At 75.8% G+C, this 22452-nt stretch carries 19 protein-coding genes; 11 read left to right on the plus strand and 8 right to left on the minus strand.

Going from position 1 to position 22452, the window contains the following annotated elements; all coding sequences use genetic code 11:
* The first annotated feature begins 65 nt into the window (after window positions 1-65).
* The 3 genes from OU787_RS05320 to OU787_RS05330 are packed head-to-tail and all read left to right on the plus strand — an operon-like array spanning window position 66 to window position 4088.
* Complete coding sequence (locus OU787_RS05320) at window positions 66-1931, plus strand: AAA family ATPase (protein WP_268658699.1); 1866 nt, start codon at window positions 66-68, stop codon at window positions 1929-1931.
* Window positions 1928-3016 (plus strand): glycosyltransferase, encoded by a 1089-nt coding sequence (locus OU787_RS05325; RefSeq protein ID WP_030462867.1) that lies wholly within the window; start codon window positions 1928-1930, stop codon window positions 3014-3016. Before OU787_RS05320 ends, OU787_RS05325 begins: the two co-directional genes overlap by 4 nt.
* 25 nt (window positions 3017-3041) lie before the next feature.
* Window positions 3042-4088, plus strand: coding sequence for a GNAT family N-acetyltransferase (locus tag OU787_RS05330; protein ID WP_268658700.1), 1047 nt, complete (start codon window positions 3042-3044; stop codon window positions 4086-4088).
* Window positions 4089-4689: 601 nt separating this feature from the next.
* Here the strand turns inward: OU787_RS05330 and OU787_RS05335 are convergent.
* Window positions 4690-5397: a hypothetical protein gene (locus OU787_RS05335; protein WP_268658701.1), complete on the minus strand. Its 708-nt coding sequence runs from the start codon at window positions 5395-5397 to the stop codon at window positions 4690-4692.
* A gap of 212 nt (window positions 5398-5609) precedes the next feature.
* On the opposite strand from OU787_RS05335, the gene OU787_RS05340 reads away from it, so the two are divergent.
* The 6 genes from OU787_RS05340 (at window position 5610) to OU787_RS05365 (ending at window position 12444) form a co-directional block, all read left to right on the plus strand.
* Window positions 5610-6812: a DegT/DnrJ/EryC1/StrS family aminotransferase gene (locus OU787_RS05340; RefSeq protein WP_268658702.1), complete on the plus strand. Its 1203-nt coding sequence runs from the start codon at window positions 5610-5612 to the stop codon at window positions 6810-6812.
* A gap of 97 nt (window positions 6813-6909) precedes the next feature.
* Entirely contained in the window at window positions 6910-7359 is a 450-nt protein-coding gene (mscL, locus tag OU787_RS05345) for a large conductance mechanosensitive channel protein MscL (RefSeq protein ID WP_035956795.1), read from the plus strand.
* Between the two features lie 390 nt (window positions 7360-7749).
* Complete coding sequence (locus OU787_RS05350) at window positions 7750-8346, plus strand: DUF6643 family protein (RefSeq protein WP_051817514.1); 597 nt, start codon at window positions 7750-7752, stop codon at window positions 8344-8346.
* Window positions 8347-8561: 215 nt separating this feature from the next.
* Window positions 8562-9473 (plus strand): MOSC domain-containing protein, encoded by a 912-nt coding sequence (locus tag OU787_RS05355; RefSeq protein ID WP_268658703.1) that lies wholly within the window; start codon window positions 8562-8564, stop codon window positions 9471-9473.
* Window positions 9474-9666: 193 nt separating this feature from the next.
* Window positions 9667-12075, plus strand: a complete 2409-nt coding sequence (locus OU787_RS05360) for a right-handed parallel beta-helix repeat-containing protein (protein WP_268658704.1) — start codon at window positions 9667-9669, stop codon at window positions 12073-12075.
* Between the two features lie 51 nt (window positions 12076-12126).
* Entirely contained in the window at window positions 12127-12444 is a 318-nt protein-coding gene (locus tag OU787_RS05365; RefSeq protein ID WP_442788423.1) for a transposase, read from the plus strand.
* A 67-nt stretch (window positions 12445-12511) separates the two neighbouring features.
* On the opposite strand, the gene OU787_RS05370 is transcribed toward OU787_RS05365, so the two are convergent.
* Window positions 12512-13240, minus strand: coding sequence for an SDR family oxidoreductase (locus OU787_RS05370; protein WP_268658705.1), 729 nt, complete (start codon window positions 13238-13240; stop codon window positions 12512-12514).
* A 119-nt stretch (window positions 13241-13359) separates the two neighbouring features.
* Between OU787_RS05370 and OU787_RS05375 the strand changes: the two genes are divergently transcribed.
* The gene (locus tag OU787_RS05375) at window positions 13360-14244 is read left to right on the plus strand and encodes a LysR family transcriptional regulator (RefSeq protein WP_268658706.1); all 885 of its coding nucleotides are present in this window, start codon (window positions 13360-13362) and stop codon (window positions 14242-14244) included.
* A gap of 142 nt (window positions 14245-14386) precedes the next feature.
* Window positions 14387-14833 (plus strand): DUF4267 domain-containing protein, encoded by a 447-nt coding sequence (locus tag OU787_RS05380; RefSeq protein ID WP_268658707.1) that lies wholly within the window; start codon window positions 14387-14389, stop codon window positions 14831-14833.
* 7 nt (window positions 14834-14840) lie between these two features.
* Here the strand turns inward: OU787_RS05380 and OU787_RS05385 are convergent, their stop codons facing one another.
* The 6 genes from OU787_RS05385 to OU787_RS05410 form a co-directional block, all read right to left on the minus strand.
* Window positions 14841-15947, minus strand: coding sequence for a PLP-dependent cysteine synthase family protein (locus OU787_RS05385; protein WP_030462879.1), 1107 nt, complete (start codon window positions 15945-15947; stop codon window positions 14841-14843).
* Between the two features lie 198 nt (window positions 15948-16145).
* Window positions 16146-17960, minus strand: coding sequence for a WD40 repeat domain-containing serine/threonine protein kinase (locus tag OU787_RS05390; RefSeq protein ID WP_268658708.1), 1815 nt, complete (start codon window positions 17958-17960; stop codon window positions 16146-16148).
* Between the two features lie 71 nt (window positions 17961-18031).
* The gene (locus tag OU787_RS05395) at window positions 18032-20596 is read right to left on the minus strand and encodes an ABC transporter permease (protein WP_268658709.1); all 2565 of its coding nucleotides are present in this window, start codon (window positions 20594-20596) and stop codon (window positions 18032-18034) included.
* Complete coding sequence (locus OU787_RS05400; protein ID WP_030462881.1) at window positions 20593-21342, minus strand: ABC transporter ATP-binding protein; 750 nt, start codon at window positions 21340-21342, stop codon at window positions 20593-20595. Before OU787_RS05400 ends, OU787_RS05395 begins: the two co-directional genes overlap by 4 nt.
* On the minus strand, window positions 21339-21611 hold the full coding sequence (locus OU787_RS05405; RefSeq protein ID WP_030462882.1) for an SHOCT domain-containing protein: 273 nt from the start codon (window positions 21609-21611) through the stop codon (window positions 21339-21341). Before OU787_RS05405 ends, OU787_RS05400 begins: the two co-directional genes overlap by 4 nt.
* 162 nt (window positions 21612-21773) lie before the next feature.
* On the minus strand, window positions 21774-22436 hold the full coding sequence (locus tag OU787_RS05410) for a response regulator (protein ID WP_030462884.1): 663 nt from the start codon (window positions 22434-22436) through the stop codon (window positions 21774-21776).
* Window positions 22437-22452: the final 16 nt, after the last annotated feature.

Raw genomic sequence — 22452 nt, forward strand, 5'->3', positions numbered from 1 at the left:
CCGCCCATGGGGCGGGTGCGGCCGTGGGCGCGTGGGCACCGTGACGAGGCGAGGGGAACCAACCGGTGGAACCGGCAAATCTGTTCACCGTTCTGCGGCGGTACTGGCGGCTGCTGGCGGCCTGCACGGCGGCCGCGCTGGTCGTGGGGTACCTGCTGACGCCGGCCGGTGACGCCGTGGACAACGGCAAGTGGCAGTGCAAGGTGGCGATCACGCCGGTGGCGGGCGCGGCGGACACCGTGCGGGCCGACCAGGTGCTGTCGTACGCGCAGGGTTCGGCGGTGACCACGGCGGCGGCGCAGAAGCTGCACCTGACGGACGTGGCGGGGCTGACGGCTCGCCGGACGGTGGCGGCGGAGTCCACCCAGATGCTGCTGTTCACCACCACCGGCCCGACCCAGCAGTCCTGCGCGGACCTGGCGGCGGCGCTGTCGGAGGCGACGATCACCGGCTACGCCCAGGAGTCGCGCAAGAGCGCCGACGAGTCGATCAAGCGGCTGCGCACCCAGGCGGACGCCCAGCAGTCGCAGCTGGACGACCTGCAGAAGTCGTTCAGCAAGGCCAACGCGAGCGATCAGGCCAAGCTGCAGCCGCAGCTGTCGACGGCGACGGCGGCGCTGACCAAGACCCTCGGGGCCATCGCCGACCTGCAGAACTACAGCCAGACCGACGCGATCCAGCAGTGGGGTTCGATCGACACCAAGGAGCTCGGCGGCAGCCTGCTGACCTCGCCGACCCGCGGGGTGCGGCTGGCGCTGGCGGTGGTGCTGGGCCTGGCGCTGGGCGTGGTGGCGGCGCTGATGCTGTCCCGGATGGACACCCGGCTGCGCACCCGGGACGGCGTCGAGGAGGCGTTCAACCTGCCGGTGGTCGGCGAGATCCCGGGCCTGTCGCGGCGGCTGCGGCGGCTGCGCGAGCCGCTGGTGACGGCCCGGCCGGCGGACCCGGCGACCGAGGCGTTCCGTTCGCTGCGCTCGACGCTGCTGCTGACCGGCCCGGAGGCGCTGTCCGCGCAGTTCGGGCAGGGCGGCCTGGACCAGGACGAGCGGCGGGTGCGGCGGGCGGTGGAGCCGGCGCCGGTGGTGCTGGTGATGTCGGGGCGTTCGGGCGACGGGCGGACCACCACGGTGGCGAACCTGGCGGCGGCGCTGGGCGAGACGGGCCGTCAGGTGCTGGTGCTGGACTGCGACTTCCGGCAGCCGGAGCTGAACGCGCACTTCGGGCTGGACGAGGGCCCGGGCATGGCGGAGCTGCTGTCGGGGGAGCAGCCGGCCTCGCTGGTGGAGCTGATCCGGCCGACCCGGGTGCCGAACGTGGCGCTGATCGCGGGCGGCCACGCCACCGCGTACCCGGCGGCGCTGGTGCTGCGCGCCGCGGAGGTGCTGGCGCTGGCCCGGCGGCACGCGGACGTGGTGCTGATCGACTCCTCGCCGCTGCTGAACGCCAACGACGCGTACGACCTGGTGCGGCACGCGGACGCGGTGCTGGTGACGGTGATGGCGGGCAACGTCCGCCCCGAGGAGGCGGACCGGGTGTCCGAGCTGCTGGCCCGCACCGGGGTGCCGGTGGCGGGGGTGGCGCTGCTGGGCGCGGAGGTCGCCACCGGGCGGCGCAACCGTTCGCCGCGGCTGCGGCCGGGGCGGCCGGGCGGGCGGGCGCCGCTGCCTCCGGCGCCGGAGCGGGCGGAGCTGCCGCGTCCGACGGCGGCCGGGCCGTCCCGGCCGCAGCCGCGGCGGGCCGAGCCGGGCCGGGCCGAGCACCAGCGGGCGGCGGACACCCGGCGGCGCGAGCCGGTGTACGGCGAGGGCGAGCGGGGCGAGGACGCCGACCGGCGGGACCGGGCGGCGAGTTGGGGCCGCCGGCCGGCCGAGCTGCCGCCGGAGGAGCCGGTGGAGACCACGCTGCAGCTGCGACTGGGCGAGGAGCGGTGACCGGGGGGCGGGCGCGGGTGCTCTGGCTGGCCAAGGGGCTGGGCCGGGGCGGCGCGGAGCAGTTGCTGCTGAACTGCGTGCGGCACGCGGACCGGGAGCGGTACGCCGTCGAGGTGGCGTACGTGCTGCCGCACAAGGACGCGCTGGTGCCGGACCTGGCGGCGGCGGGCGTGCCGGTGCACTGCCTGGGCGGTGCGCCGGGGCGGCGCTGGCCGCTGCGGCTGCGGCGGCTGCTGGCCGAGCGGCGCTACGACCTGGTGCACACCCACATGCCGGTGCCGGCGGTGGCGGCCCGGCTGCTGGCGGGGCGGCCCCGGCCGCGGCTGGTGCACACCGAGCACAACCTGTGGGAGCGCTACCGGCTGCCGACCCGCTGGGCGAACGCGCTCACCTACGGGCGCAACGACGCGGTGATCGCGGTGTCGCACGCGGTGGCGGCGGGGGTCGGGCGGCGGCGGGCGGGCGAGTGGCTGTCGGTGGTGCACCACGGGCCGGACCTGGGCGGCGCGCCGTCCGGCCCGGCGGCGCGGCGCGCGGCGCGGGCCGAACTCGGGCTGCCGGAGGATGCGTTGGTGGTCGGCACGGTCGGCAACCTGACCGCGAAGAAGGACCAGGCGACGCTGCTGGCGGCGTTCGCGCTGCTGCGCGAGCGGGAGCCGGACGCCCGGCTGGTGCTGGTCGGGTCGGGACCGCTGGAGGCCGAGTTGAAGGCCCGGGCGGGCGGCGGCGTGCTGTTCGCGGGCATGCGCGCGGACGTCCCGGCGCTGCTGCCGGGCTGGGACGTGTTCTGCCTGAGCTCCCGTCAGGAGGGCCTGCCGGTGGCGCTGATGGAGGCGATGGCCTCGGGCCTGCCGTCGGTGGTGACGGCGGTCGGCGGCGTGCCGGAGATCCTGGACGACGGCGTGCAGGGCCGGCTGGTGCCGCCGGGCGATCCGGCCCGGCTGGCGGCGGCACTGGGCGAGTTGGCCGATCCGGCGCTGCGCGGGCGGATGGGCGCGGCGGCCCGCGAGCGGTCGGCGTCCTTCGACGTGGCGGGCGCGCAGCGGGCGGTCGAGCGGGTGTACGCGCGGGTCCTGGCGAACTGAACCGACGGGTGGGGCGGAGCACGACGTGGGTGGTGGACTGACGTACCGCGGGCTGGAGCCGGCGGACGTTCCGGCGGTGCTGGAGCTGTTGACGGCTTCGCTGGCGGGCGGCCCGACCGGGCGGCGCAGCGCGGAGTTCTTCGACTGGAAGCACCGGGAGAACCCGTTCGGGTCGAGCCCGGGCCTGGTCGCGGTGGCGGACGGCGGGCGGGTGGTGGGGGTGCGGCTGTTCCTGCGCTGGTGCTGGCGCGGGGCGGGCGGCCGCGAGGTGCGGGCGGTGCGACCGGTGGACACCGCGACGCACCCGGACTTCCGGGGCCGCGGGATCTTCCGCCGGCTGACCACCGACCTGCTCGAACAGGTACGCGGCGAGGCCGAGTTGGTGTTCAACACGCCGAACGGCAGCAGCCTGCCCGGCTACCTGGGGATGGGCTGGCGGGAGCTGGGCCGCGTCCCGGTGGCGCTGCGGGTGGCCCGGCCGGTGTCGTTCGCCCGGGGCGCCCGCTCGGCGCTGGCCCGCCGCCCCGGCCCCTCGGGGCCGCCGCGCTGCGAACTGCCCGCCGCCGCCGGATGGTTGGCCTCCCCCGGCGCCCGGACGGCCTCGCGGCTGGCCGAGCTGCTCGCCGAGCGCGAGCGGGCGGACGCCGCCGACCCGCGGCTGCACACCGTGCGCACCCCGCAGTACCTGGCCTGGCGGTACGGGGCGGCGCCGGGCCTGGACTACCGGGTGGCGACGGTGGAGCGGGGCGGCGAGCTGGTCGGGGTGGCGTTCGGGCGGCCCCGGCGGCGCGGCCCGCTGGCCGAGTTCACGCTGGCCGAGCTGATCGTCCGCCCGGGCGACCGGGCCGCCGCCGCCCGGCTGCTGCGCACCGCCGCGGCCGCCGGCTGCGACCACGCCGCCACCCACCTGTCCCCCGGCACCGAGGCCGCCGCGGCCGCGCTGCGGGCGGGCTGCGTGCGGGCGCCGCGCACCGGGATGGTGCTGGCCGCCCGCACCCCGACCGGCCCGCTGCCCGCCGAACGGTCGCTGGCCGACTGGCGGTTCAGCCTCGGCGACCTGGAGGTCTTCTGATGGCGGCGCTGCTCGCCGCCCGCCGCCCGCGCCGCCCCCGCCCGGCGGCGCGGCTGCACGCGGCACTGCGCCGGGGCGGCCCGTCCGCGCTGGCCTGGGCGGTGGTGCTGGGCTACGTGACGGTGTTCGTGCTGGCGATGGTGCACACCACCTACGACACCTGGGGGGCGCTGCTGGTGGCCCCGGCGCTGATGGCGGTCGGCACGCCGATCCTGGCCCGGGTGGCGGCGGCCAACCCGGAGCGCGGGGTGTTCCGGCTGCTGATGGTGGCGATGGCGGCGAAGCTGGGCTGCGCCTTCCCGCGCTACCTGATGGCGTTCGTGCTGTACGGCGGCGCGGCGGACGCCAAGATGTACGACCGGAAGGGCTCCGAGCTGGCCCGCTACCTGACCACCACCGACTTCTCCGCCGGCCTGCACTACGACCTGGGGATGAAGGTCGCGGGCACCGGCTTCGTGATCATCGTGACCGGCGTGGTCTACGCGGTCACCGGGCCGACCCTGGTCGGCGGCTTCCTGGTGTTCTCCTGGCTGGGCTTCTGGGGGCTGCTGTTCTTCTGGCGGGCGCTGCAGATCGCCTTCCCGGAGGCGGACTCGCGGCGCTACGCGAAGCTGGTGTTCTTCCTGCCCTCGCTGCTGTTCTGGCCGTCCAGCATCGGCAAGGACGCCTGGATGATGTTCTGCCTGGGCCTGACCACGTACGGGGTGGCCCGGCTGCTGGACCGCCGGTTCGGGGCGTTCGCGTGCATCGCGCTGGGCTCGCTGGGCACCGCGATGGTCCGCCCGCACGTGACGGTGCTGGCGGGCGCGGGCCTGAGCGTGGCGTACCTGCTGCGGCAGCGGCCGCGGCAGGTGTCGGCGCTGGGGCCGCTGCGCACGGTGCTGACGGCGGCGGTGCTGGCGGCGGGCGTGATGCTGATGCTGCAGCAGGTGTCGACGTTCTTCGGGACCAGCGGCACCGGCGGGGACGCGGTCAACCAGGTGCTGTCGGAGACCTCGCGGCGCACCTCGCAGGGCGACTCGGTGATCAACGCGGCCGCCGCGGACGAGCCGGCGCCCGGGTTCAGCCTCAATCCGGTGAAGCTGCCGGTGTCGGTGGTGAGCGTGCTGTTCCGGCCGTTCCCGTTCGAGGCGTCGAACGTGCAGAACCTGATCCAGTCGGTGGAGTGCTTCGCGCTGCTGGTGATGTTCGTCCGGGCCTGGCCGCAGCTGGCCCGGGTGCCCAGGCTGTTCGTCCAGCGCTCGTACGTGGCCTTCGCGGTGGTGTACACGCTGCTGTTCTGCTGGGCGTTCTCGACCATCAACAACATGGGCATCCTGTCCCGCGAGCGGGTGCAGGTGCTGCCGCTGGTCCTGGTGCTGCTGGCGGTGCCCCGGCCGGCCGCCGACCGCCCGGTGCGGCGGCGACGGCGGCGCCCGGCCCGGCCCGGGCGGCCCCGTGGGGCGCCGCCCGGCCCGGCCCCGAACCTCCGGCCGCCGTCGGCGCGCCGGATCCGTCCCGAACCCAGGGGGGCTCGACCTCATGACGACCGACCAGAACCGCCCCGCCGCCCTCGGCGGCCCGCCCGCCTTCCCCGACGGCCTGCCGCTGACCCGGGTCCGGGTGCCCGACCGGGAGGGGCTGCTCGGGCGGCTCGGCGCGGTGCTCGACTCCGGGATGCTCACCAACGGCCCGCTGGTGCGCGAACTCGAGGAGCGGGCGGCCGAGTTGATGGAGGTGCCGCACGTGGTGGCGGTGTCCAACTGCACGGCGGGCCTGATGCTGGTGCTGCAGGCCGCGGGGGTCGGCGACCGGCGACCGGTGCTGATGCCGGGCTTCACCTTCTCGGCGACCGCGCACGCCGCGCACTGGGCCGGCGGCACCCCGCTGTTCGCCGAGGCCCGGGAGCGGGACATCACCCTGGACCCGGCCGACGCCGAGGCCCGGCTGAAGGCCGCCGACGCCCCCGCCGCACTGATGGCCACCCACGTGTACGGGACGCCCTGCCAGGTCGAGGAGCTGCAGCGGGTCGCCGACGCGGCCGGGGTGCCGCTGGTGTACGACGCCGCGCACGGCCTCGGCTCGAAGCGGCGCGGCGTGCCGGTGGGCAACTTCGGCCTGGCCGAGGTGTTCTCGATGAGCCCGACCAAGGTCGCGGTGGCCGGCGAGGGCGGCCTGGTCGCCACCCGGGACGCCGCGCTCGCCCGGACCCTGCGCACCGCCCGCGACTACGGCAACCCCGGCGACTACGACACCCTGTTCCCCGGCCTGAACGCCCGGATGAGCGAGCTGCACGCCGCGGTCGGCCTGACCTGGCTGGCCGACCTGCCCGAGCGGGTCGCCCACCGGGGCGCGCTGGTCGCCGAGTTCGCCCGCGCGGTGGCCGGCGTCCCCGGCCTGCGGCTGGCCCTGCCGGAGGACGGCGACACCTCCACCTTCAAGGACCTGACGCTGATCCTGGACCCGGCCGCCTTCGGCCTGGACAACCGGCAACTGGCCGGGGCGCTGCGGGCCGAGGGCATCGACACCCGCCGCTACTTCTTCCCGCCCGTCAACCGGCAGCGCGCCTACGCCCACCTCGGGCAGGCGGACGACCTGCCGCGCACCGACCGGCTGGCGGCCGCGGTGCTGACCGTCCCGCTGTGGTCGCAGATGGACCCGGCGACCGTCCGGCGGGTCGCCGACGCGGTGGTGCGCATCCAACCCTTCGCGGCCGAGCTGGCGGCGGGGACGGCGCGCGGCTGAGCCCGTCCGATCGAGTCTCGCAAGGCGGTTCGGGGATTAGTCGGATCAGGTGAACTCGGTTGGACCGATGGGAGGTTGGGGCGCCAGGATGGCTGACATGTTCAAGGGATTCCGCAGCTTCCTGCTGCGCGGCAACGTCGTCGACCTCGCGGTCGGCATCGTCATCGGCGCCGCCTTCACCGCCGTCGTCACCGGTTTCGTCTCCGCCTTCCTGACCCCGCTGATCGGCATCGCCGCCGGCGCGGTCGGCGACTTCAGCAAGGAGGCGTTCACCGTCGCCGGGGTCACCTTCCCGTACGGTGCGTTCCTCCAGGCCCTGATCAGCTTCGTGCTGGTCGCCGCGGTGATCTACTTCGCCGTCGTGATGCCGGTCGGCAAGCTGCAGAACCGTTTCAACCCGGTCAAGGACACCCCGGTGACCAAGGCCGACTGCCCCGAGTGCCTCAGCACCGTCCCGGTCGCCGCGACCCGCTGCGCGCACTGCACCACCGAGCTGGCCGGCCGCCCGGGCTTCCCGGCCCAGGCCGCCGCCGCGGCCGCCCGCTGAGCCCCCTCCCGCACCACCCCGCACCACCCCGCGCCACCCCGGCCCGGACGGCACCCGCCGTCCGGGCCGGCCCGTTCCCGTCCCGGACGGCACCCCGGACAGCGCCCCGGACGGCGCCCCGGACGGCGTCCCGCGGACGGCGGTCTGGACCACTGCGGCTTAACGGAACCTTGGCGCAGCCTTTCGGCCGTCCGATCGGAGGGCTTTTGTCCACCCCGGATGAGCGGGTGGGGTACGGACGATGGATCCCGGATGACCGAAACGGGACGTCAGTTCGCCCGGCTGTGTCCGGCATTGCCCGATTTAAGCGAGCGAAGAGTCTGTAAACAGTTGAACTCCAGGCCGTTCCGCTCTCCTCAGCAGGCACGTTGTGGGCTTACGGTATGCCCCATGACCTCGCCCCGCTCCTACGACGGAGTCGGCTACCCCTCTCCGTCCTTCTCCTCCGGCACGCCCATCTACGACAGCCTGGTCGCAGAGCGCGGCATTCCGCAGATCGCACCCATCAACGTGCCCCCGGCCCTCCCGGCCTCCTCCTGGTCCTCCGCCTACGGCAGCGGTTTCGGCACCGGCTTCGACGCCCCCCAGTCGAACCTGCCCGCCCTGCCCCCGGCCCGTCTCGCCCTCGGCCCCGGCCCGAGCAGCACCCCGGCCCCGGCCCCGTACATCCCGGCCCAGCCCGGCTACGCGAACGCCCCGCAGCCCCCGCAGCCCGGCTACGCGAGCGCCCCCCAGGGCTTCGGCCAGCGCCCGGCCGCCCCGTCCTACCAGCAGCCCGGGCAGGCGTACCCGGCCCCGCAGGCCCCCGGCGGCTTCGCCGCGGCCCCGCAGAGCTTCACGCCGACCTTCAACTCCCAGCAGTTCGGCGCCCAACCCGCCCCGCAGCAGCAGTCGTTCGGCGACCAGTCGTTCGGCGGCAACACGCTCCGCCCGGCGGCCGCCCCCCAGCAGTACCCGCAGTACCGGCAGTACCCCCAGGCCGGCTGAGGACCCCTCCCGAGGGGGCGAGGTCACCACGCAACGGAGCGTTTTCTCCCCCACACCCCCGCCCGCGCACACCGCCCGGACGGGACCGCACCACCACGGTTCCCCGTGTCCCGCGCCAAGCCCTGTCCGGTCGATCCTGCCGGACAGGGCCCGGGGGCACGGGGAACCGTCGCACCCGCCCGCTCCGGCCGGAGCGGGCCTGGCAGGATGGCCCCATGCCCCGTCTAGCCGCGCTCCACCTGTACCCCGTCAAGTCGATGTACCGGCTCAGCCCGCCGTCCGCCGTGGTGCAGCCCTGGGGCCTGGCCGGGGACCGCCGCTGGATGCTGGTCGACGCCGACGGCACCGCGCTCACCCAGCGCGACGAGCCCTCGATCGGACAGTTCCGCCCCGCCCCGTCCGCCGACGGCACCGCGCTCACCCTGACCGGCCCGGACGGCGACGTCCACACCCTGCCGGTGCCCGCCCTCGCCACCGGCGCCCCCGAGGCCGCCGTCGACGTCTTCGGCACCCGCTTCTCCGCCGCCCTGACCGGCAAGGAGACCACCGCCTGGCTGGCCGGACGGCTGCCGGCCAAGCACGGCGAGGTCCGGCTGGTCCACCTCGACCGCCCGGCCACCAGCCGCCCGATCGACCCGGACTACGCCGCCCCGGACGAGACCGTCTCGATGGCCGACGGCTTCCCGCTGCTGGTCACCACCACCGCCTCGCTCGACGAACTGAACGCCCGGATCGCCGCCGACCACCCCGACGACCCGCGCAAGGCCGCCGCGCTGCCGATGGAGCGCTTCCGCCCCAACCTGGTGGTCTCCGGCACCGCCCCGTGGGCCGAGGACGGCTGGCGGCGGATCCGGGTCGGCGGCCTGGAGTTCCGGGTGGCCAAGCCCTGCGGCCGCTGCGTGATGACCACCACCGACCAGGAGACCGGCGAGCGGCGCGGCCCCGAGCCGCTGCGCGCGCTGGGCCGGCACCACCGCTTCGGACAGAAGCTGGTGTTCGGCCAGAACCTGGTCCCGGTCCGCCCGCTCGGCGCCGACCCGGCCGCCGAGGTGCTGGGCACCCTGGCCGTCGGCGACCGGGTCGAGGTGCTGGAGGAGGTCCCGGCGCCGCTGCCGGACCGCCGCTGAACCACCGCGCCGCCGCCGCTCCCCGGCGCCGTCAGCTCCGTGCACCCGGAACCACCCCCGGCCCCGCTCGTTGAACCGGGCGCCGAAGCCGGACGGCGGTCCGCCGGGTCCGCACCGCGCGCTACGGTGGGGTGATCGCGCGGCGTCCCGACGCAACCGACGTAACCGACGAAGGCGGGGATGACAGATCGTCATGGCTGAGCTCAGGGTCCGGGTCACGCAGGACAGCGCCTCGCGGTGGCGCCGGCGCAGCGGGGAGTACGCCACCCTCCGCGAGGCCCTGGAGGTCGCCGAGCCGGGCGACACCCTGACGGTCCGCGCCGGGACGTTCCGCGAGGCCGTGCTGGTCGACAAGCCGGTGACGCTGGTCCCCGAGCAGGGCCCGGGCAGCGTCCGGATCTCCCCGCCGGAGAGCGCGGTGCGCGGCGGCACCGCGCTGACCGTGACCGCCGCGGCCACCGTCAGCGGCCTGGTGGTGGAGGGCTCCGACCGCTCCGCGCCCGCCGTGCTGGTGGCCGGCGCGGACGGCGCGGTGCTGTCCGGCTGCCGGGTGGAGACCTCCTCGGCGGTGGGCGTGGAGCTGGCCGACGGCGCCCGGGCCCGGCTGGTCGACTGCGTGGTGGAGAACCCGTCCGGCCTCGGGGTGCGGCTGCGCGCGCAGTCCCGGGCCGAACTGCTGGACTGCGAGGTCGCCGCGGCCGGGCAGAGCGGCCTGGCGGTGCTGGCCGGCTCCCGGCTGCACGCCGAGCGGGTCAAGGTGCGCCGCACCGGCGGGGCCGGCGTCCTGCTGGCCGACCCGGGGACGCTGGCGGAGCTGATCGGCTGCGAGGTCTCCGAGGTGCGCGGCTCGGGCGTGCAGGCCGAGGCGCAGGCGGTGGGCCGGCTCACCGACTGCACGGTGCACCGGGTCTCCGGCAACGGCCTGAGCCTGGACACCGGCGCCGAGTTGGAGCTGTCCTCCTGCCGGGTGCACGAGGTGCCGGAGAACGCCGCGGACCTGCGCGGCGGCGCCAAGCTGACGCTGCGCCAGGTCACCGTGCACGGCTTCGGCCGGGGCGCGCTCTCGGTCTGGGACGGCGGCACCCGGGTGCTCGCCGAGGGCTGCCGCTTCCACTCCGCGCAGGGCGACTACCCGGCGCTGTGGGTGAGCGACGGCGCCGCCCTGGAGCTCGCCGACTGCGCCCTGGACGACCTGCCCGACGCCCTGTTCGTGCTCGACCAGGGCTCGACGGCCACCGCCCGGGACTGCTCGTTCAGCGCGATCCGCTCCTCCGCGGTCTCGGTCAGCGGCGGCGCCGGCGTCGACCTGTCGGGCTGCCGGATCCAGGGCGCGGGCACCGGCCTGTGGTTCCGCGACCACGGCTCGGGCGGCCTGCTCACCGACTGCGAGATCGCCGACGTCGCCACCGGCGTGATCGTCACCAAGGGCGCCGACCCGGTGCTGCGCGAGTGCACGGTGCGCGGCGCCAGCGAGGCCGGGGTGTACGTGTCGGCGCAGGGCCGCGGCGAGTTCGACACCGTCCGGGTCTCCCAGGGCGGCTTCGGCTTCCACGTGATCGACGGCTGCCGGACGAAGCTGATCCGCTGCCGGGCCGAGCGCAACTCCCGGGCCGGGTTCGAGTTCTCCGAGCCGGGCCCGGTCGCCGAGGGCTGCACCTCGGACGACGCGGCGCCGACGCCCGCGGTCGTGCCGCCCGTGCCCGCCGTGCCCGCGCCGGCCGGGCCGCCGCTGGCCACCCTGGTGCAGACCTCCTCCCCCGCGCTGCCGGCCGCCGCCGTGATCGCCCCGATCCCGGACTGCCGGCCCGCGGACGTGGCGCTGGCCGAGCTCGACTCCCTGGTCGGCCTGGCCACCGTCAAGCAGGAGGTGCGCACCCTGATCGACCTGATCTCGGTCGGCCGGGCCCGCCAGCGGGCCGGGCTCAAGGCCCCCTCGCCGCGCCGCCACCTGGTCTTCACCGGCGCCCCCGGCACCGGCAAGACCACGGTGGCCCGCCTGTACGGCGAGATCCTGGCCTCGCTCGGCGTGCTGCAGCGCGGCCACCTGGTCGAGGTGGCCCGGCTCGACCTGGTCGGCGAGCACATCGGCTCGACCGCGATCCGCACCGCCGCCGCCTTCGACAAGGCCCGCGGCGGCGTGCTGTTCATCGACGAGGCGTACGCGCTCGCCCCCGAGGACGGCGGGCGGGACTTCGGCCGCGAGGCGATCGACACCCTGGTCAAGCTGATGGAGGACCACCGCGACGAGGTGGTGGTCATCGTGGCCGGCTACACCGGCGAGATGGAGCGCTTCCTGGCCGCCAACCCCGGCCTGTCCTCCCGCTTCTCCCGCACCGTCACCTTCCCCGACTACACCGCCGGCGAACTCCTCGACATCGCCCGCGCGCAGGCCGCCGAACACGAGTACCGGCTCGCCGACGCCACCGAGACCGCCCTGCTCACCCACTTCACCGGCATCGACCGCTCCACCGGCTTCGGCAACGGCCGCACCGCCCGCCAGGTCTTCGAGACCATGGTCGAACGCCACGCCTCCCGGGTCGCCCACCTCCCCTCCCCCACCACCGAGGACCTCCAGCTCCTCGTCCCCGCCGACCTCCCCTGACCGGCCCCGGCTCCCCCATGTCCGATCGCCCGCCGGCTCGTTGAGCCCGGTGTGGGAAAGCGACCGCCGTGGCTGGTGTCGGACGACCTGTGGGAGGTGGTCGAGCCGATGCTGCCGGTGCGGCGCCGCCCGGCCACCGGGCGGCCCTCGCTGGGCGACCGGGGGTGCCTGCAGGGGATCCTGTTCGTGCTGCACACCGGCATCCAGTGGGAGTGGCTGCCGCAGGAGCTGGGCTTCGGCTCCGGGATGACCTGCTGGCGGCGGCTGCGGGAGTGGCAGGACACCGGCGTCTGGGACCGCCTGCAGGGCGTCCTGCTCAGCGAGTTGGACCGCGCGGCCGACCTGGACTGGGCCCGGGTCGGCCGCTGAGCCCCGCCCGGAGCCCCGCCCGGCGGCAGCGGGCCGGGCCCCGGCGGCCGGGGGCGGGCCCGGGCGGTCAGACCAGGCGGCCGCCGCCGTCGACGTGCAGGACGGTGCCGGTGACGTACGGGTTGTCGATGGCGTGCAGGACGGCCTTGACCAGGTCGTCGGGGGTGCCGACCCGACGGGCCGGGTTGCGGGCGGCGACCGAGGCCAGGAAGGACTCCTTGTCGGCGCCGAGGCCGTCCCAGGAGCCGGTGTCGACGATGCCCGGGGAGATCGCGTTGACCCGGACGGGCGCGATCTCCACGGCGAGGGCCTGCACCAGGAAGGCCAGCGCGCCGTTGGTGGTGGCCATCACGGTGCGGGCGGGTGCGGGGCGCCAGGCGGCGACGCCGGAGAAGAAGGTGAGCGAGCCGTCCGCGGCGATCCGCCCGGCGAGGTGCTTGGCGAGCAGTAGCGGCCCGATCACCTTGGCGTCGAACGCCCGCCGCACGTCGGCGAGTTGCAGCTCGGCGAGCGGCCCGTTGGCGGGCAGTCCGGCGGTGGAGACCAGGTGGTCGAGGCCGCCGAGGCGGCCGAGCTCGGCCGCGAACGTCTCGATGGACGCCTCGTCGGTGAGGTCGACGGGCAGCACGGTGGCCGGGCCGGACAGCTCGCCGGCCGTCCACTCCAGCTTGCGCGGGTCGGGCCCGGCCAGGACCAGTTCGGCACCGGCGGCGGAGGCCGCGCGGGCGAGGTGCCGGCCGGTGCGGGAGCCGGCGCCGACGACGGCCAGGCGGCGGCCGGACAGGGATGCGGACACGGTGGTCCTCCTCGGTTCTCGGGACGGCCGGGTCGTGCTCCCGGCCTGCCCACCAGCCTGCTCCGACCTGCGGTGATAGGTCCAAGGCTTGTTTTCGACCGGATCGATAGAATCTGTTCATGGCAACCCTTCGCCAGCTGGAGTACCTGGCCGCCGTGGTCGACACCGGCTCCTTCACCCGCGCCGCCGAGCGGCTGCACGTCACCCAGCCCGCGCTCTCCCACCAAGTCCGGGCCCTGGAGGCCTCGTTGGGCGGCCCGCTGCTGGAACGCCTGCCGCGCGCCGTCCGGCTCACCCCGCTCGGCCGGGCCGTCCTCCCGCACGCCCGGGCCGTCCTCGCCGACGCCGAACGCCTGCACGCGGCGGCCCGCCGGGCGAGCGGCCTGGCCGAGGCCGAACTCGAGGTCGCCACCGTCCACTCGGTGGCCCTCGGCATCCTCCCGCCGGTCCTGCGGGCCTGGCGGGCCCGGCACCCGGGGGTGCGGATCCGGCTGCGCGAGCACCCGCACGCGGAGCTGCTGCGCGCCGCCGCGGCAGCCGGCCGGGCCGACCTCGCGATCGGGCCGCTCCCGGACGACTGGGACGGCCCCGTACGGGAGTTGGGCGTCGAGGAGTTCGCCCTCGTGCTGCCCCCGGACGACCCGCTGGCCGGCGCTCCGGGCGGCGCCCTGCCGCTCGCCGCGCTCGCCGACCGCGACTGGGTGCACTACGCCCCCGGGCACGGCCTGGCCGAAGTCCTGGACGCGGCCTGCGCCCGCGCCGGCTTCACCCCCCGCGCCGCCGTCCGCACCGAGCAGACCTCCGCCGCTCCCGCCCTCGCCGCCGCCGGCCTCGGCCCCACCCTCGCCCCCGCCACCATCCTCCCGGCCGCCCTGGACGCCGCCGTCCTGCGCCCCGACCCCCCGGTCCGCCGCACCCTCGCCGCCTACACCCGCACCCGCCCCGACCGCCTCACCACCGCCTTCACCGACCTCCTCGCCGCCCGTGTCCGGCTCGGGGGCTGACGGCACCCCGATCCGATAGCTGCGAACCGAATCCTAGCGGCGCTAGACATCCGACCGCCCGTCGGCCTAGCATCGTTCCTGTCGCTAGCGCCGCTAACAACGCGGCGGACCGGAGCAGTTCGAGGAAGCAGGGGGAACCACCATGTCCGCACTCACCGCCACCGCCGGCACCGCCCGCGCGGTCAGCAGCCGGCTGCGCGTCAACCTCGCCACCGGGTTCACCCTGGTGGTCGCGCTGGGGATCGCCTACGTCGGGGTGAGCTTCCTGGTCGCCCCGGAGAGCACCGCCTCCGGTTTCGGGCTGCCGGCCTGGCCGCGGGGGGACGCGGCGGCGTTCCTGAACGTCAAGGGCGTCCGGGACATCGTCTCCGGGCTCGTCCCGCTGGCCCTGCTGCTGACCGGGCACCGGCGGGCGCTCGGGTGGGCGATGCTCGCGGAGTCGGTCACGCCGTTCGGGGACTGCGCGACCATCCTGCTGCACCACGGCAGCACGGCGACGGCCTTCGGCGTGCACTTCGCCACCGCCGTCTTCGTGGTCGTCACCGCCGTCCTGCTGCTGACCGAGCGCGGCGGGGCCCGGCAGGACTGACGGGCGCTCAGCCCTCCGGCCAGGCGCCGCCCGCGAGGAACTCCTCCAGGGCGGCGCGGTGCGGCCGGGGGTCGAGGTGCTCGTCGGCGAGCCACTGCGCGGAGTAGTACTTGTCGAGGTAGCGGTCGCCCGGGTCGCAGATCAGGGTGACGACGCTGCCGGTGCGGCCCGCGGCGCGCATCTCGGCGACGATCCGCAGCGCGCTCCACAGGCCGGTGCCGGTGGAGGCGCCGGCCTTCTTGCCGAGCACGTCGGCCAGCAGGTGGACGGCGGCGACCGAGGCCGCGTCGGGGACCTTCATCATCCGGTCGATCGCGCCGGGCACGAAGGAGGGCTCCATCCGGGGGCGCCCGATGCCCTCGATCCGGGAGCCGCTGGGGCAGTGCGCGTCCGGGTCGTGCTGGACCCAGCCGTCGAAGAAGCAGGAGTTCTCCGGGTCGGCGACGCAGATCCGGGTGTCGTGCTGCATGTAGTGCACGTACCGGGCGATGGTCGCGGAGGTGCCGCCGGTGCCGGCGGTGGCGACGATCCAGGCCGGTTCGGGGTGGGGCTCCATCCGCAGCTGGGCGAAGATCGACTCGGCGATGTTGTTGTTGCCGCGCCAGTCGGTGGCCCGCTCGGCGTAGGTGAACTGGTCCATGTAGTGGCCGCCGGTCTCGGCGGCCAGCTCGGCGGCCGCGGCGTAGACCTCGCCCGCGTTGTCGACCAGGTGACATCGGCCGCCGTGGAACTCGATCAGCTCGATCTTGGCCCGGCTGGTGCTGCGGGCCATCACGGCGACGAACGGGACGCCGATCAGCTGGGCGAAGTACGCCTCGGAGACGGCGGTGGAGCCGCTGGACGCCTCGATGACCGGGGCGCCGGGCCGGATCCAGCCGTTGCACAGCCCGTACAGGAACAGCGAGCGGGCCAGCCGGTGCTTCAGGCTGCCGGTGGGGTGCGTCGACTCGTCCTTGAGGTACAGGTCGATGCCCCACTCCGCGGGCAGCGGGAAGCGCAGCAGGTGGGTGTCGGCGGAGCGGTTGGCGTCGGCCTGGACGCGGCGGACCGCCTCCTTCAGCCAGGCCCGGTACTCGGGGTCGGTCCGGTCCACGTCCTGGGTGTGGTCGCTCATCGCACGCTCTCCTCGCCGCCCGCCGGTACGCCACCGAGTGTAACAGCCAACTACGATAAGTAACCATTACCGGGGTTCCAGCTTCCCCTTATGGCGGGCCCGTGCGGACGGCGGCCCTCAGCAGCTCCACAACTGGACGACCGGGCCACCGGCCACCGCGAGCAGGCGGCCGTCCGGGGAGAACGCCACCTGCTTGATCTACCCCGGGGCGATGCCCGGGTCGAGGAGGGCGACGCACCGGCCGGACTCCAGCTCCCACACCCTGGTCCGCTTCCCCTCGCTCGGGCCCCCTCCCACCGCGAGCTCCCGACCGTCCGGGCTGAAGGCGAGGGAGAAGTCGAACCCCTCCTCGTGGTCAATGGCCCCCGGCATCGGCTTCCCCGTCCGGACGTCGCGCAGGTAACCGCCCTTGCTCAGTACGCCCGTCGTGAGCGATTCACCGCTCGGGTGGAAGACCAGCGTCTGCGACTCCAGGGGCGTGTGCTCCCGCTCCCACTTCCCCAGGAGCCGCCCGTTCCGGTCCCACCGGAAGACGTCCCCGACCCCGCTGGTGACCAGGCTCCGCCCGTCCGGGGCGAAGGCCGCCTTGAGCACGAGCTTGGAATGGCCCTTCAGATCGGCGACGACCCGGCCCGAGACCAGGTCCCAGAGCCGGACCGTCCGTTCTCCGCCTGCAGCCAGCAGCGCCCCGTCCGGGCTGATGGCCAGGGTGCGCAGCCCGGCGGGGGCGGCCAGTGCCGCCGGCCCGTGGCGCGCCGTCCGCAGCCGGGCGAGCGCGCCCCGCCCGGTCGGCTCCACCGGGTCGCCGGTCTCCGGGTGCCACAACCGCACCACGTTCTCGGCCCCGGCGGTGGCCAGCAGGGAACCGTCGGGGCTGAGCACCGCCGAGACGACCCGCGGCTCCCCGGGCACGCGCGGAGCGGCGAGCTCCTCCCCCGTCCCCGCATCCCACCGCCGGACCCCGCCCTTGCCGTACGCGAAGACGCTCCTGCCGTCCGGGCCGAAGGCGACGCCGTACACCGCCCACCCCGCACCGGCCGTGAACCGGCGGGACGGGCGGAACGGGCCGTGGGAGGCGGCCGGTTCACCGGTCCGGTCGATCACCGTCACCGGGTGCGCGTCCGGCACCGGGGGCGGAACGGGCGCCGGGGACGGTACGGGCGCGGCGCGGAGCGTCGTCGTGTCCTGGGTCTGCCGCAGGCCGCGCAGGCTCTCGGCGGCCGTGGCGGTCGGGGGCCGCTGCTGCGGGTCCTTCGCCAGCAGTGGGGCGAGGACGGCGGCGAGCGGGCCGGCCGGGCCCGGCGGCAGGGGCTGGGGCGGCTGGGTCAGGATGGAGACGTACAGCGCGGTCAAGGTGGGGGCGGCGAACGGCGGTTGGCCGGCCGCGGCGTGCCAGAGGGTGGCGCCGAGAGCCCACAGGTCGGTGGCGGCGGTCGCCTCCTTGCCCTCCAGTTGCTCGGGGGCCAGGTAGGCGGGGGTGCCGATGAGGACGCCGGTCGCGGTCAGCGCGGTCGTCGCGTCGGCGGACCGGGCGATGCCGAAGTCGGTGAGGACGGCGCCCTGTTCGGTGAGCAGGACGTTGTCCGGTTTGACGTCCCGGTGCACCACGCCCTTGGCGTGGGCTTCCGCGAGGGCGTCGAGGAGGGTCAGTCCGAGGGTGGCGACCCGCTCGGGGGCGAGGGCGCCGTCCGCGCGGATCTCCGCGGCGAGCGAGCGGCCGCTCAGGTACTCCATGACGATGGCGGGCGCCCCCCGGTGCTGCACGACGTCGAACACGGACACGATGCCCGGGTGCCGCAGCCTGGCGGCGGCCCGGGCCTCCCGCACCACCCGCCGGACCAGCTCGTCGCGTTCGGCGTCCTGAACGCCCGGCGGGAGCAGCAGTTCCTTCACCGCGACGCGGCGGTCGAGGAGTTCGTCGTGCGCCCGCCAGACCCGTCCCATCCCGCCCTGGCCGACCGGCTCCAGCAGGCGGTAGCGACCGCCGATCAGCGCTTCCGGGGTCTCAGCCATGGCGGTCATCCTACTGATCCGGACCGGACCCTCCCGCACGGATCCGCGCGGGAGGGGCACCTGACGGCGGGTCAGTCGCTCGCCACCGCCCGCAGGACGTCGAGCTTCGCCGCCCGGGCGGCGGGCCGCAGCCCGGCCAGCGCGCCGGCCGCCAGGCCGACCAGGGCGACGACGGCCAGCCGTCCGGCGGGCAGCGCGAAGGAGCCCGTCCCGGCGGTGTCGGCGGCCCGGGTGAGCGCCCAGCCGAGCAGGGCGCCCAGGGCCAGCCCGCCGGCCGTGCCGAACGCGGCGACCAGCACCGACTCCCACCGCACCATGGCCCGCAGTTGGGGCCGGGTCTGGCCGACGGCGCGCAGCAGGCCGAGTTCGCGGGTGCGCTCGTGGACGGCGAGGGTGAGGGTGTTGGCGATGCCGAGCAGGGCGATCAGCACGGCGAGCGCCAGCAGCGCGTAGACCACCGAGAGCATCATGTCGACGCCGGAGGCGGAACTCGCTGCGTACTCGGCGCGGGTCTGCACCTGCGGGTTGCCGTACTCCCGGGCCAGCTGCCCGATCGCGGCCTTGCCCCGCTCGACCGTGACGCCGGGCTTGAGCGCGACGGCGACCAGCGTGTCGGCGTCCTGGACGCGGTGCGGCTGCCAGGCCGCGCGGCTGACCAGGTAGTCCCCGGCGACGCCGCCGCCCTGGTAGAGCGCGCGGACGGTGAAGGTGGCGGCGCCGTCGGTGAACCGCATGGCCACCGCGCTGCCCACCCGCCAGCCGTGCGCGTCGGCCTCGGCGCGGGAGACGGCGAGGCCGTCGGCGCCCAGGGCGGCGAGCGAGCCGTCGATCCGGCCGAGGTCGGTGACCTGCGCCAGCGCGAGCGGGTCGGCGACGCCCAACTGGGTGCCGTGTCCGTCGAGTTGGGCGACGCCCCGACCGAGGCCGACCGCGGTGCGCACCTCGGGGAGGGCGGCGATCGCGGGGGCGAGCTTCGGGGAGACGCCGCTGCCGCCGGCCCCGGCGGCGGGGGCGGTGACGGCGAGGTCGCCGGCGAAGGTGCGCGAGACGGTGTCGTCCAGGGTGGCCTTGACCGAGGCGCCGAACACGGTGAACAGGGTGACCACGGCGACGCCGACCATCAGCGCGGTCGCGGTGGCGGCCGTCCGCTTCGGGTTGCGGGCCGCGTTGCGGCGGGCCAGCGCGCCGGTGGTGCCGCGCAGCCGGGGCAGCGGCGCGCCCAGCACCCGGACGGCGAGCGCGGCGGCGACCGGCCCGAGCACGACCGTCCCGGCGAGCAGCGCGAGCGCCCCGCCTACGGTGAGCGGCAGCGAGGGGCCGCGGGTCGCGCCGACCACCACGGCGGGCAGCCCCGCCGCCACCAGGGCCGCTCCGACCAGCTTCCGCACCAGGGCACTTCGGCCCTGCGCCGACTCGTCGACGGCGGTGTCGCGCAGGGCGGCGAGCGGGGCGGTGCGGGCGGCGCGCAGCGCGGGGGCGAGCGCGGAGACCGCGGCGACCAGGGTGCCGGTGAGCAGCGGGAGCAGGATCGTCGCGGGGTGGACCACGGTGCCGCCGGTGGGCAGCGTGAAGCCGATCGCGGCGAACAGCGCCTTGAGTCCGGCGGCGACGCCGAAGCCGCCGAGCAGGCCGAGCACGGAGGCCAGCAGGCCGATGGCGAGGGCCTCGCCGAGGGTGGTGCCGAGCACCTGGCGGCGGCCGGCGCCGAGGGCGCGCAGCAGGGCGTTCTCCCGGGTGCGCTGGGCGGTGACGATGGCGAAGGTGTTGTGGATGGTGAAGGTGGCGACCAGCAGGGCGACCCCGGCGAACACCAGCAGCAGGGTGGTGAACAGGCGCAGGAACCCCCCGGAGACGTCGGCGGTGGACTGCGCGGTGGCGTCCGCGCCGGTCAGCGCCTCCACCCCGTTCGGCAGCAACGGCCTTATCTGGTCGACCAGTTGGCGCTGGGTCAGGGTGTCCGAGCGGAGCCGGACGGTGGACACCTGCCCGGCGCCCTTCGGCGTCAGGTGGGCCTGGGCGTCGGCGAGGGTCAGCGCGGTGAAGGTGCTGGGGCCCATGCCGTCGGCGTCGGCGCCGAAGGTGGCGATGCCGACCACGGTGATCCGCACCGGGTCGGGGGTGCGCAGCACCGTGCTGTCGCCGACCTTCAGCCCGCCGGTCTTCGCCGCGCCCCGGTTGATCACCGCCTCGCCGGGCGCGGCGGGGGCCCGGCCCTCGGCGAGCCGGTACGGGTTGAGCCCGGGGTCGGCGATCCAGTTCCCGGCCAGGGTGGGCGGGCCCTGCCCGCCGACGGGCTTGCCGTCGGCGCCGATCAGCTGGCCCGCGCCCTGCACGGACGGTTCGGCGGCGCTCACCCCGGGCGCGGCGCGCAGCTTCGCGGTCAGCGCCTCGTCCAGCGGGGCGCGGACCCCGCCGGGGGCGTTGGGGACGTCCAGCACCTCGGCGCTGCGGACCACCGCGTCGGTGCCGGCGTTGGCGTCCGCGAACAGGGTGTCGAAGTTGGCCCGCAAGGTGTCGCCGAGCACCATGGTGCCGGTCAGGAAGGCCACTCCGAGGACGATGGACAGCACGGTGCCGAACAGCCGGCGCCGGTGGGCGAGCAGCGAGCGCGCCCCGATCCGCACGCTCGCGTTCACCGGGCGGCCGCCCGGCCGCGACGGGTGTCGAAGGCCTTCATCCGGTCCAGCACCCCTTCGGCGGTGGGCCGTTCCATGGTGTCGACCAGGCGGCCGTCGGCCAGGAACAGCACCGTGTCGGCGTACGCGGCGGCGGCCGGGTCGTGGGTGACCATCACCACCGAGCCGCGCATGGTGTCGACGGCGGAGCGCAGCAGGCCGAGCACCTCACCGCCACTGCGGGAGTCCAGGTTGCCGGTCGGCTCGTCGGCGAACACCACCTGCGGCCGCCCGGCCAGCGCCCGGGCCACGGCGACGCGCTGCTGCTGGCCGCCGGACAGCTGGGCGGGCCGGTGGTGCAGCCGGTCGCCGAGGCCGACCACGTCGACCAGGGTGTCCAGCCACTCCCGGTCGGGGGCGGTGCCCCCGAGGTCGAGCGGCAGGGTGATGTTCTCCCGCACGGTGAGCGTCGGCACCAGGTTGAACGCCTGGAACACGAACCCGATCCGCTCCCGGCGCAGCAGCGTCAACTCCCGGTCGCCGAGCGCGGACAGCTCGGTCCCCCCGATCCAGGCCCGGCCGCCGCTGAGCGTGTCCAGGCCCGCCGCGCAGTGCATCAAGGTGGACTTGCCCGACCCGGAGGGCCCCATCACGGCGGTGAACCGGGCCTCGGCGAACTCCACGCTGACGCCGTCCAGCGCCCGCACCCGGGTCTCCCCCGCGCCGTACTCCTTCACGGCGCCCTCGACCCGGGCCGCGGCCGTCACCGCTTCCCCCCGCCGCTGCCCTGCTCCTCGGTCAGGACGCCCCGGCGCTCCCGGTACTCCGCCTCGTCGATCTCCCCCTGCGCGTACCGCCGCCCCAGCACCGCCAGCGGGGCGTGCTCCCCACCGCCGCACCAGCCGCGCCGCCGCCACACCGACCGCCGCAGCACCGTCACCACCAGCACCACCACCAGCAGCCAGAACAGCGGGAACACCAGCACCCACGGCCCGGGCCCGTGCCCGGACCACCCATCGGCCAGCAACGTCACCATCACCACTCATCCCCTTCGGTCGAGCCACCGACTCCCTGCCGGCCCCTCCACCGTCCCCCCGCACCCCGCCCCGGCACGTCCCCCACCGGGCGACACCCGCCCTACTCCCCCCGCACTACCCCGTGCCAACCGGCCCCCGGCCCCCGGCCCCGGCCCTGCCGACTACCCCAGCCACCCCGGCCGGACCAGACCCGATTCGTAGGCGAGGACGACCAGTTGGGCCCGATCGCGGGCGCCGAGTTTGACCATGGTGCGGCTGACGTGGGTCTTGGCGGTGAGGGGGCTGACCACCAGGCGGCGGGCGATGTCCTCGTTGGTGAGGCCGAGGCCGACCAGGGCGAGGACTTCGCGTTCGCGGTCGGTGAGGACGTCCAGGCGGGTGGTGGCGGGTTCCTTGGAGCGGGCGGCGAACTCGCCGATCAGGCGGCGGGTGACGCCCGGGGAGAGCAGGGCGTCGCCGGCGGCGGCGACCCGGACGGCGCGCAGCAGGTCGCCGGGTTCGGTGTCCTTGACCAGGAAGCCGGCGGCGCCCGCGCGCAGTGCTTCGAAGACGTACTCGTCCAGTTCGAAGGTGGTCAGCACGACGACCCGGACGTCGGCGAGTTCCGGGTCGGCGCAGATCCGGCGGGTCGCGGCGAGGCCGTCCAGGCGGGGCATCCGGATGTCCATCAGGACCACGTCGGGGCGCAGTTCGCGGGTGAGGGCGAGGGCCTGTTCGCCGTCCTCGGCCTCGCCGACCGCCTCCAGGTCGGGCTGGGCGTCCAGCAGGGCGCGGAATCCGGCCCGGACGAGGGTCTGGTCGTCGGCCAGCAGCACCCTGATCACGTCGTGTCCCCGTTCT

Origin of the sequence: Kitasatospora sp. YST-16, from assembly GCF_026802215.1 — a bacterium.
Lineage (GTDB): Bacteria > Actinomycetota > Actinomycetes > Streptomycetales > Streptomycetaceae > Kitasatospora > Kitasatospora cineracea.

Bases quoted from the DNA above. Each gene is read 5' to 3' on its own strand.
- OU787_RS05335 (WP_268658701.1), bottom strand. From the start codon at position 5,397: ATGTTGTTGATGGTCGAGAACGCCCAGCAGAACAGCAGCGTGTACACC.
- OU787_RS05340 (WP_268658702.1), top strand. From the start codon at position 5,610: ATGACGACCGACCAGAACCGCCCCGCCGCCCTCGGCGGCCCGCCCGCC.
- mscL (WP_035956795.1), top strand. From the start codon at position 6,910: ATGTTCAAGGGATTCCGCAGCTTCCTGCTGCGCGGCAACGTCGTCGAC.
- OU787_RS05350 (WP_051817514.1), top strand. From the start codon at position 7,750: ATGACCTCGCCCCGCTCCTACGACGGAGTCGGCTACCCCTCTCCGTCC.
- OU787_RS05355 (WP_268658703.1), top strand. From the start codon at position 8,562: ATGCCCCGTCTAGCCGCGCTCCACCTGTACCCCGTCAAGTCGATGTAC.
- OU787_RS05360 (WP_268658704.1), top strand. From the start codon at position 9,667: ATGGCTGAGCTCAGGGTCCGGGTCACGCAGGACAGCGCCTCGCGGTGG.
- OU787_RS05375 (WP_268658706.1), top strand. From the start codon at position 13,360: ATGGCAACCCTTCGCCAGCTGGAGTACCTGGCCGCCGTGGTCGACACC.
- OU787_RS05380 (WP_268658707.1), top strand. From the start codon at position 14,387: ATGTCCGCACTCACCGCCACCGCCGGCACCGCCCGCGCGGTCAGCAGC.
- OU787_RS05385 (WP_030462879.1), bottom strand. From the start codon at position 15,947: ATGAGCGACCACACCCAGGACGTGGACCGGACCGACCCCGAGTACCGG.
- OU787_RS05390 (WP_268658708.1), bottom strand. From the start codon at position 17,960: ATGGCTGAGACCCCGGAAGCGCTGATCGGCGGTCGCTACCGCCTGCTG.
- OU787_RS05405 (WP_030462882.1), bottom strand. From the start codon at position 21,611: ATGGTGACGTTGCTGGCCGATGGGTGGTCCGGGCACGGGCCCGGGCCG.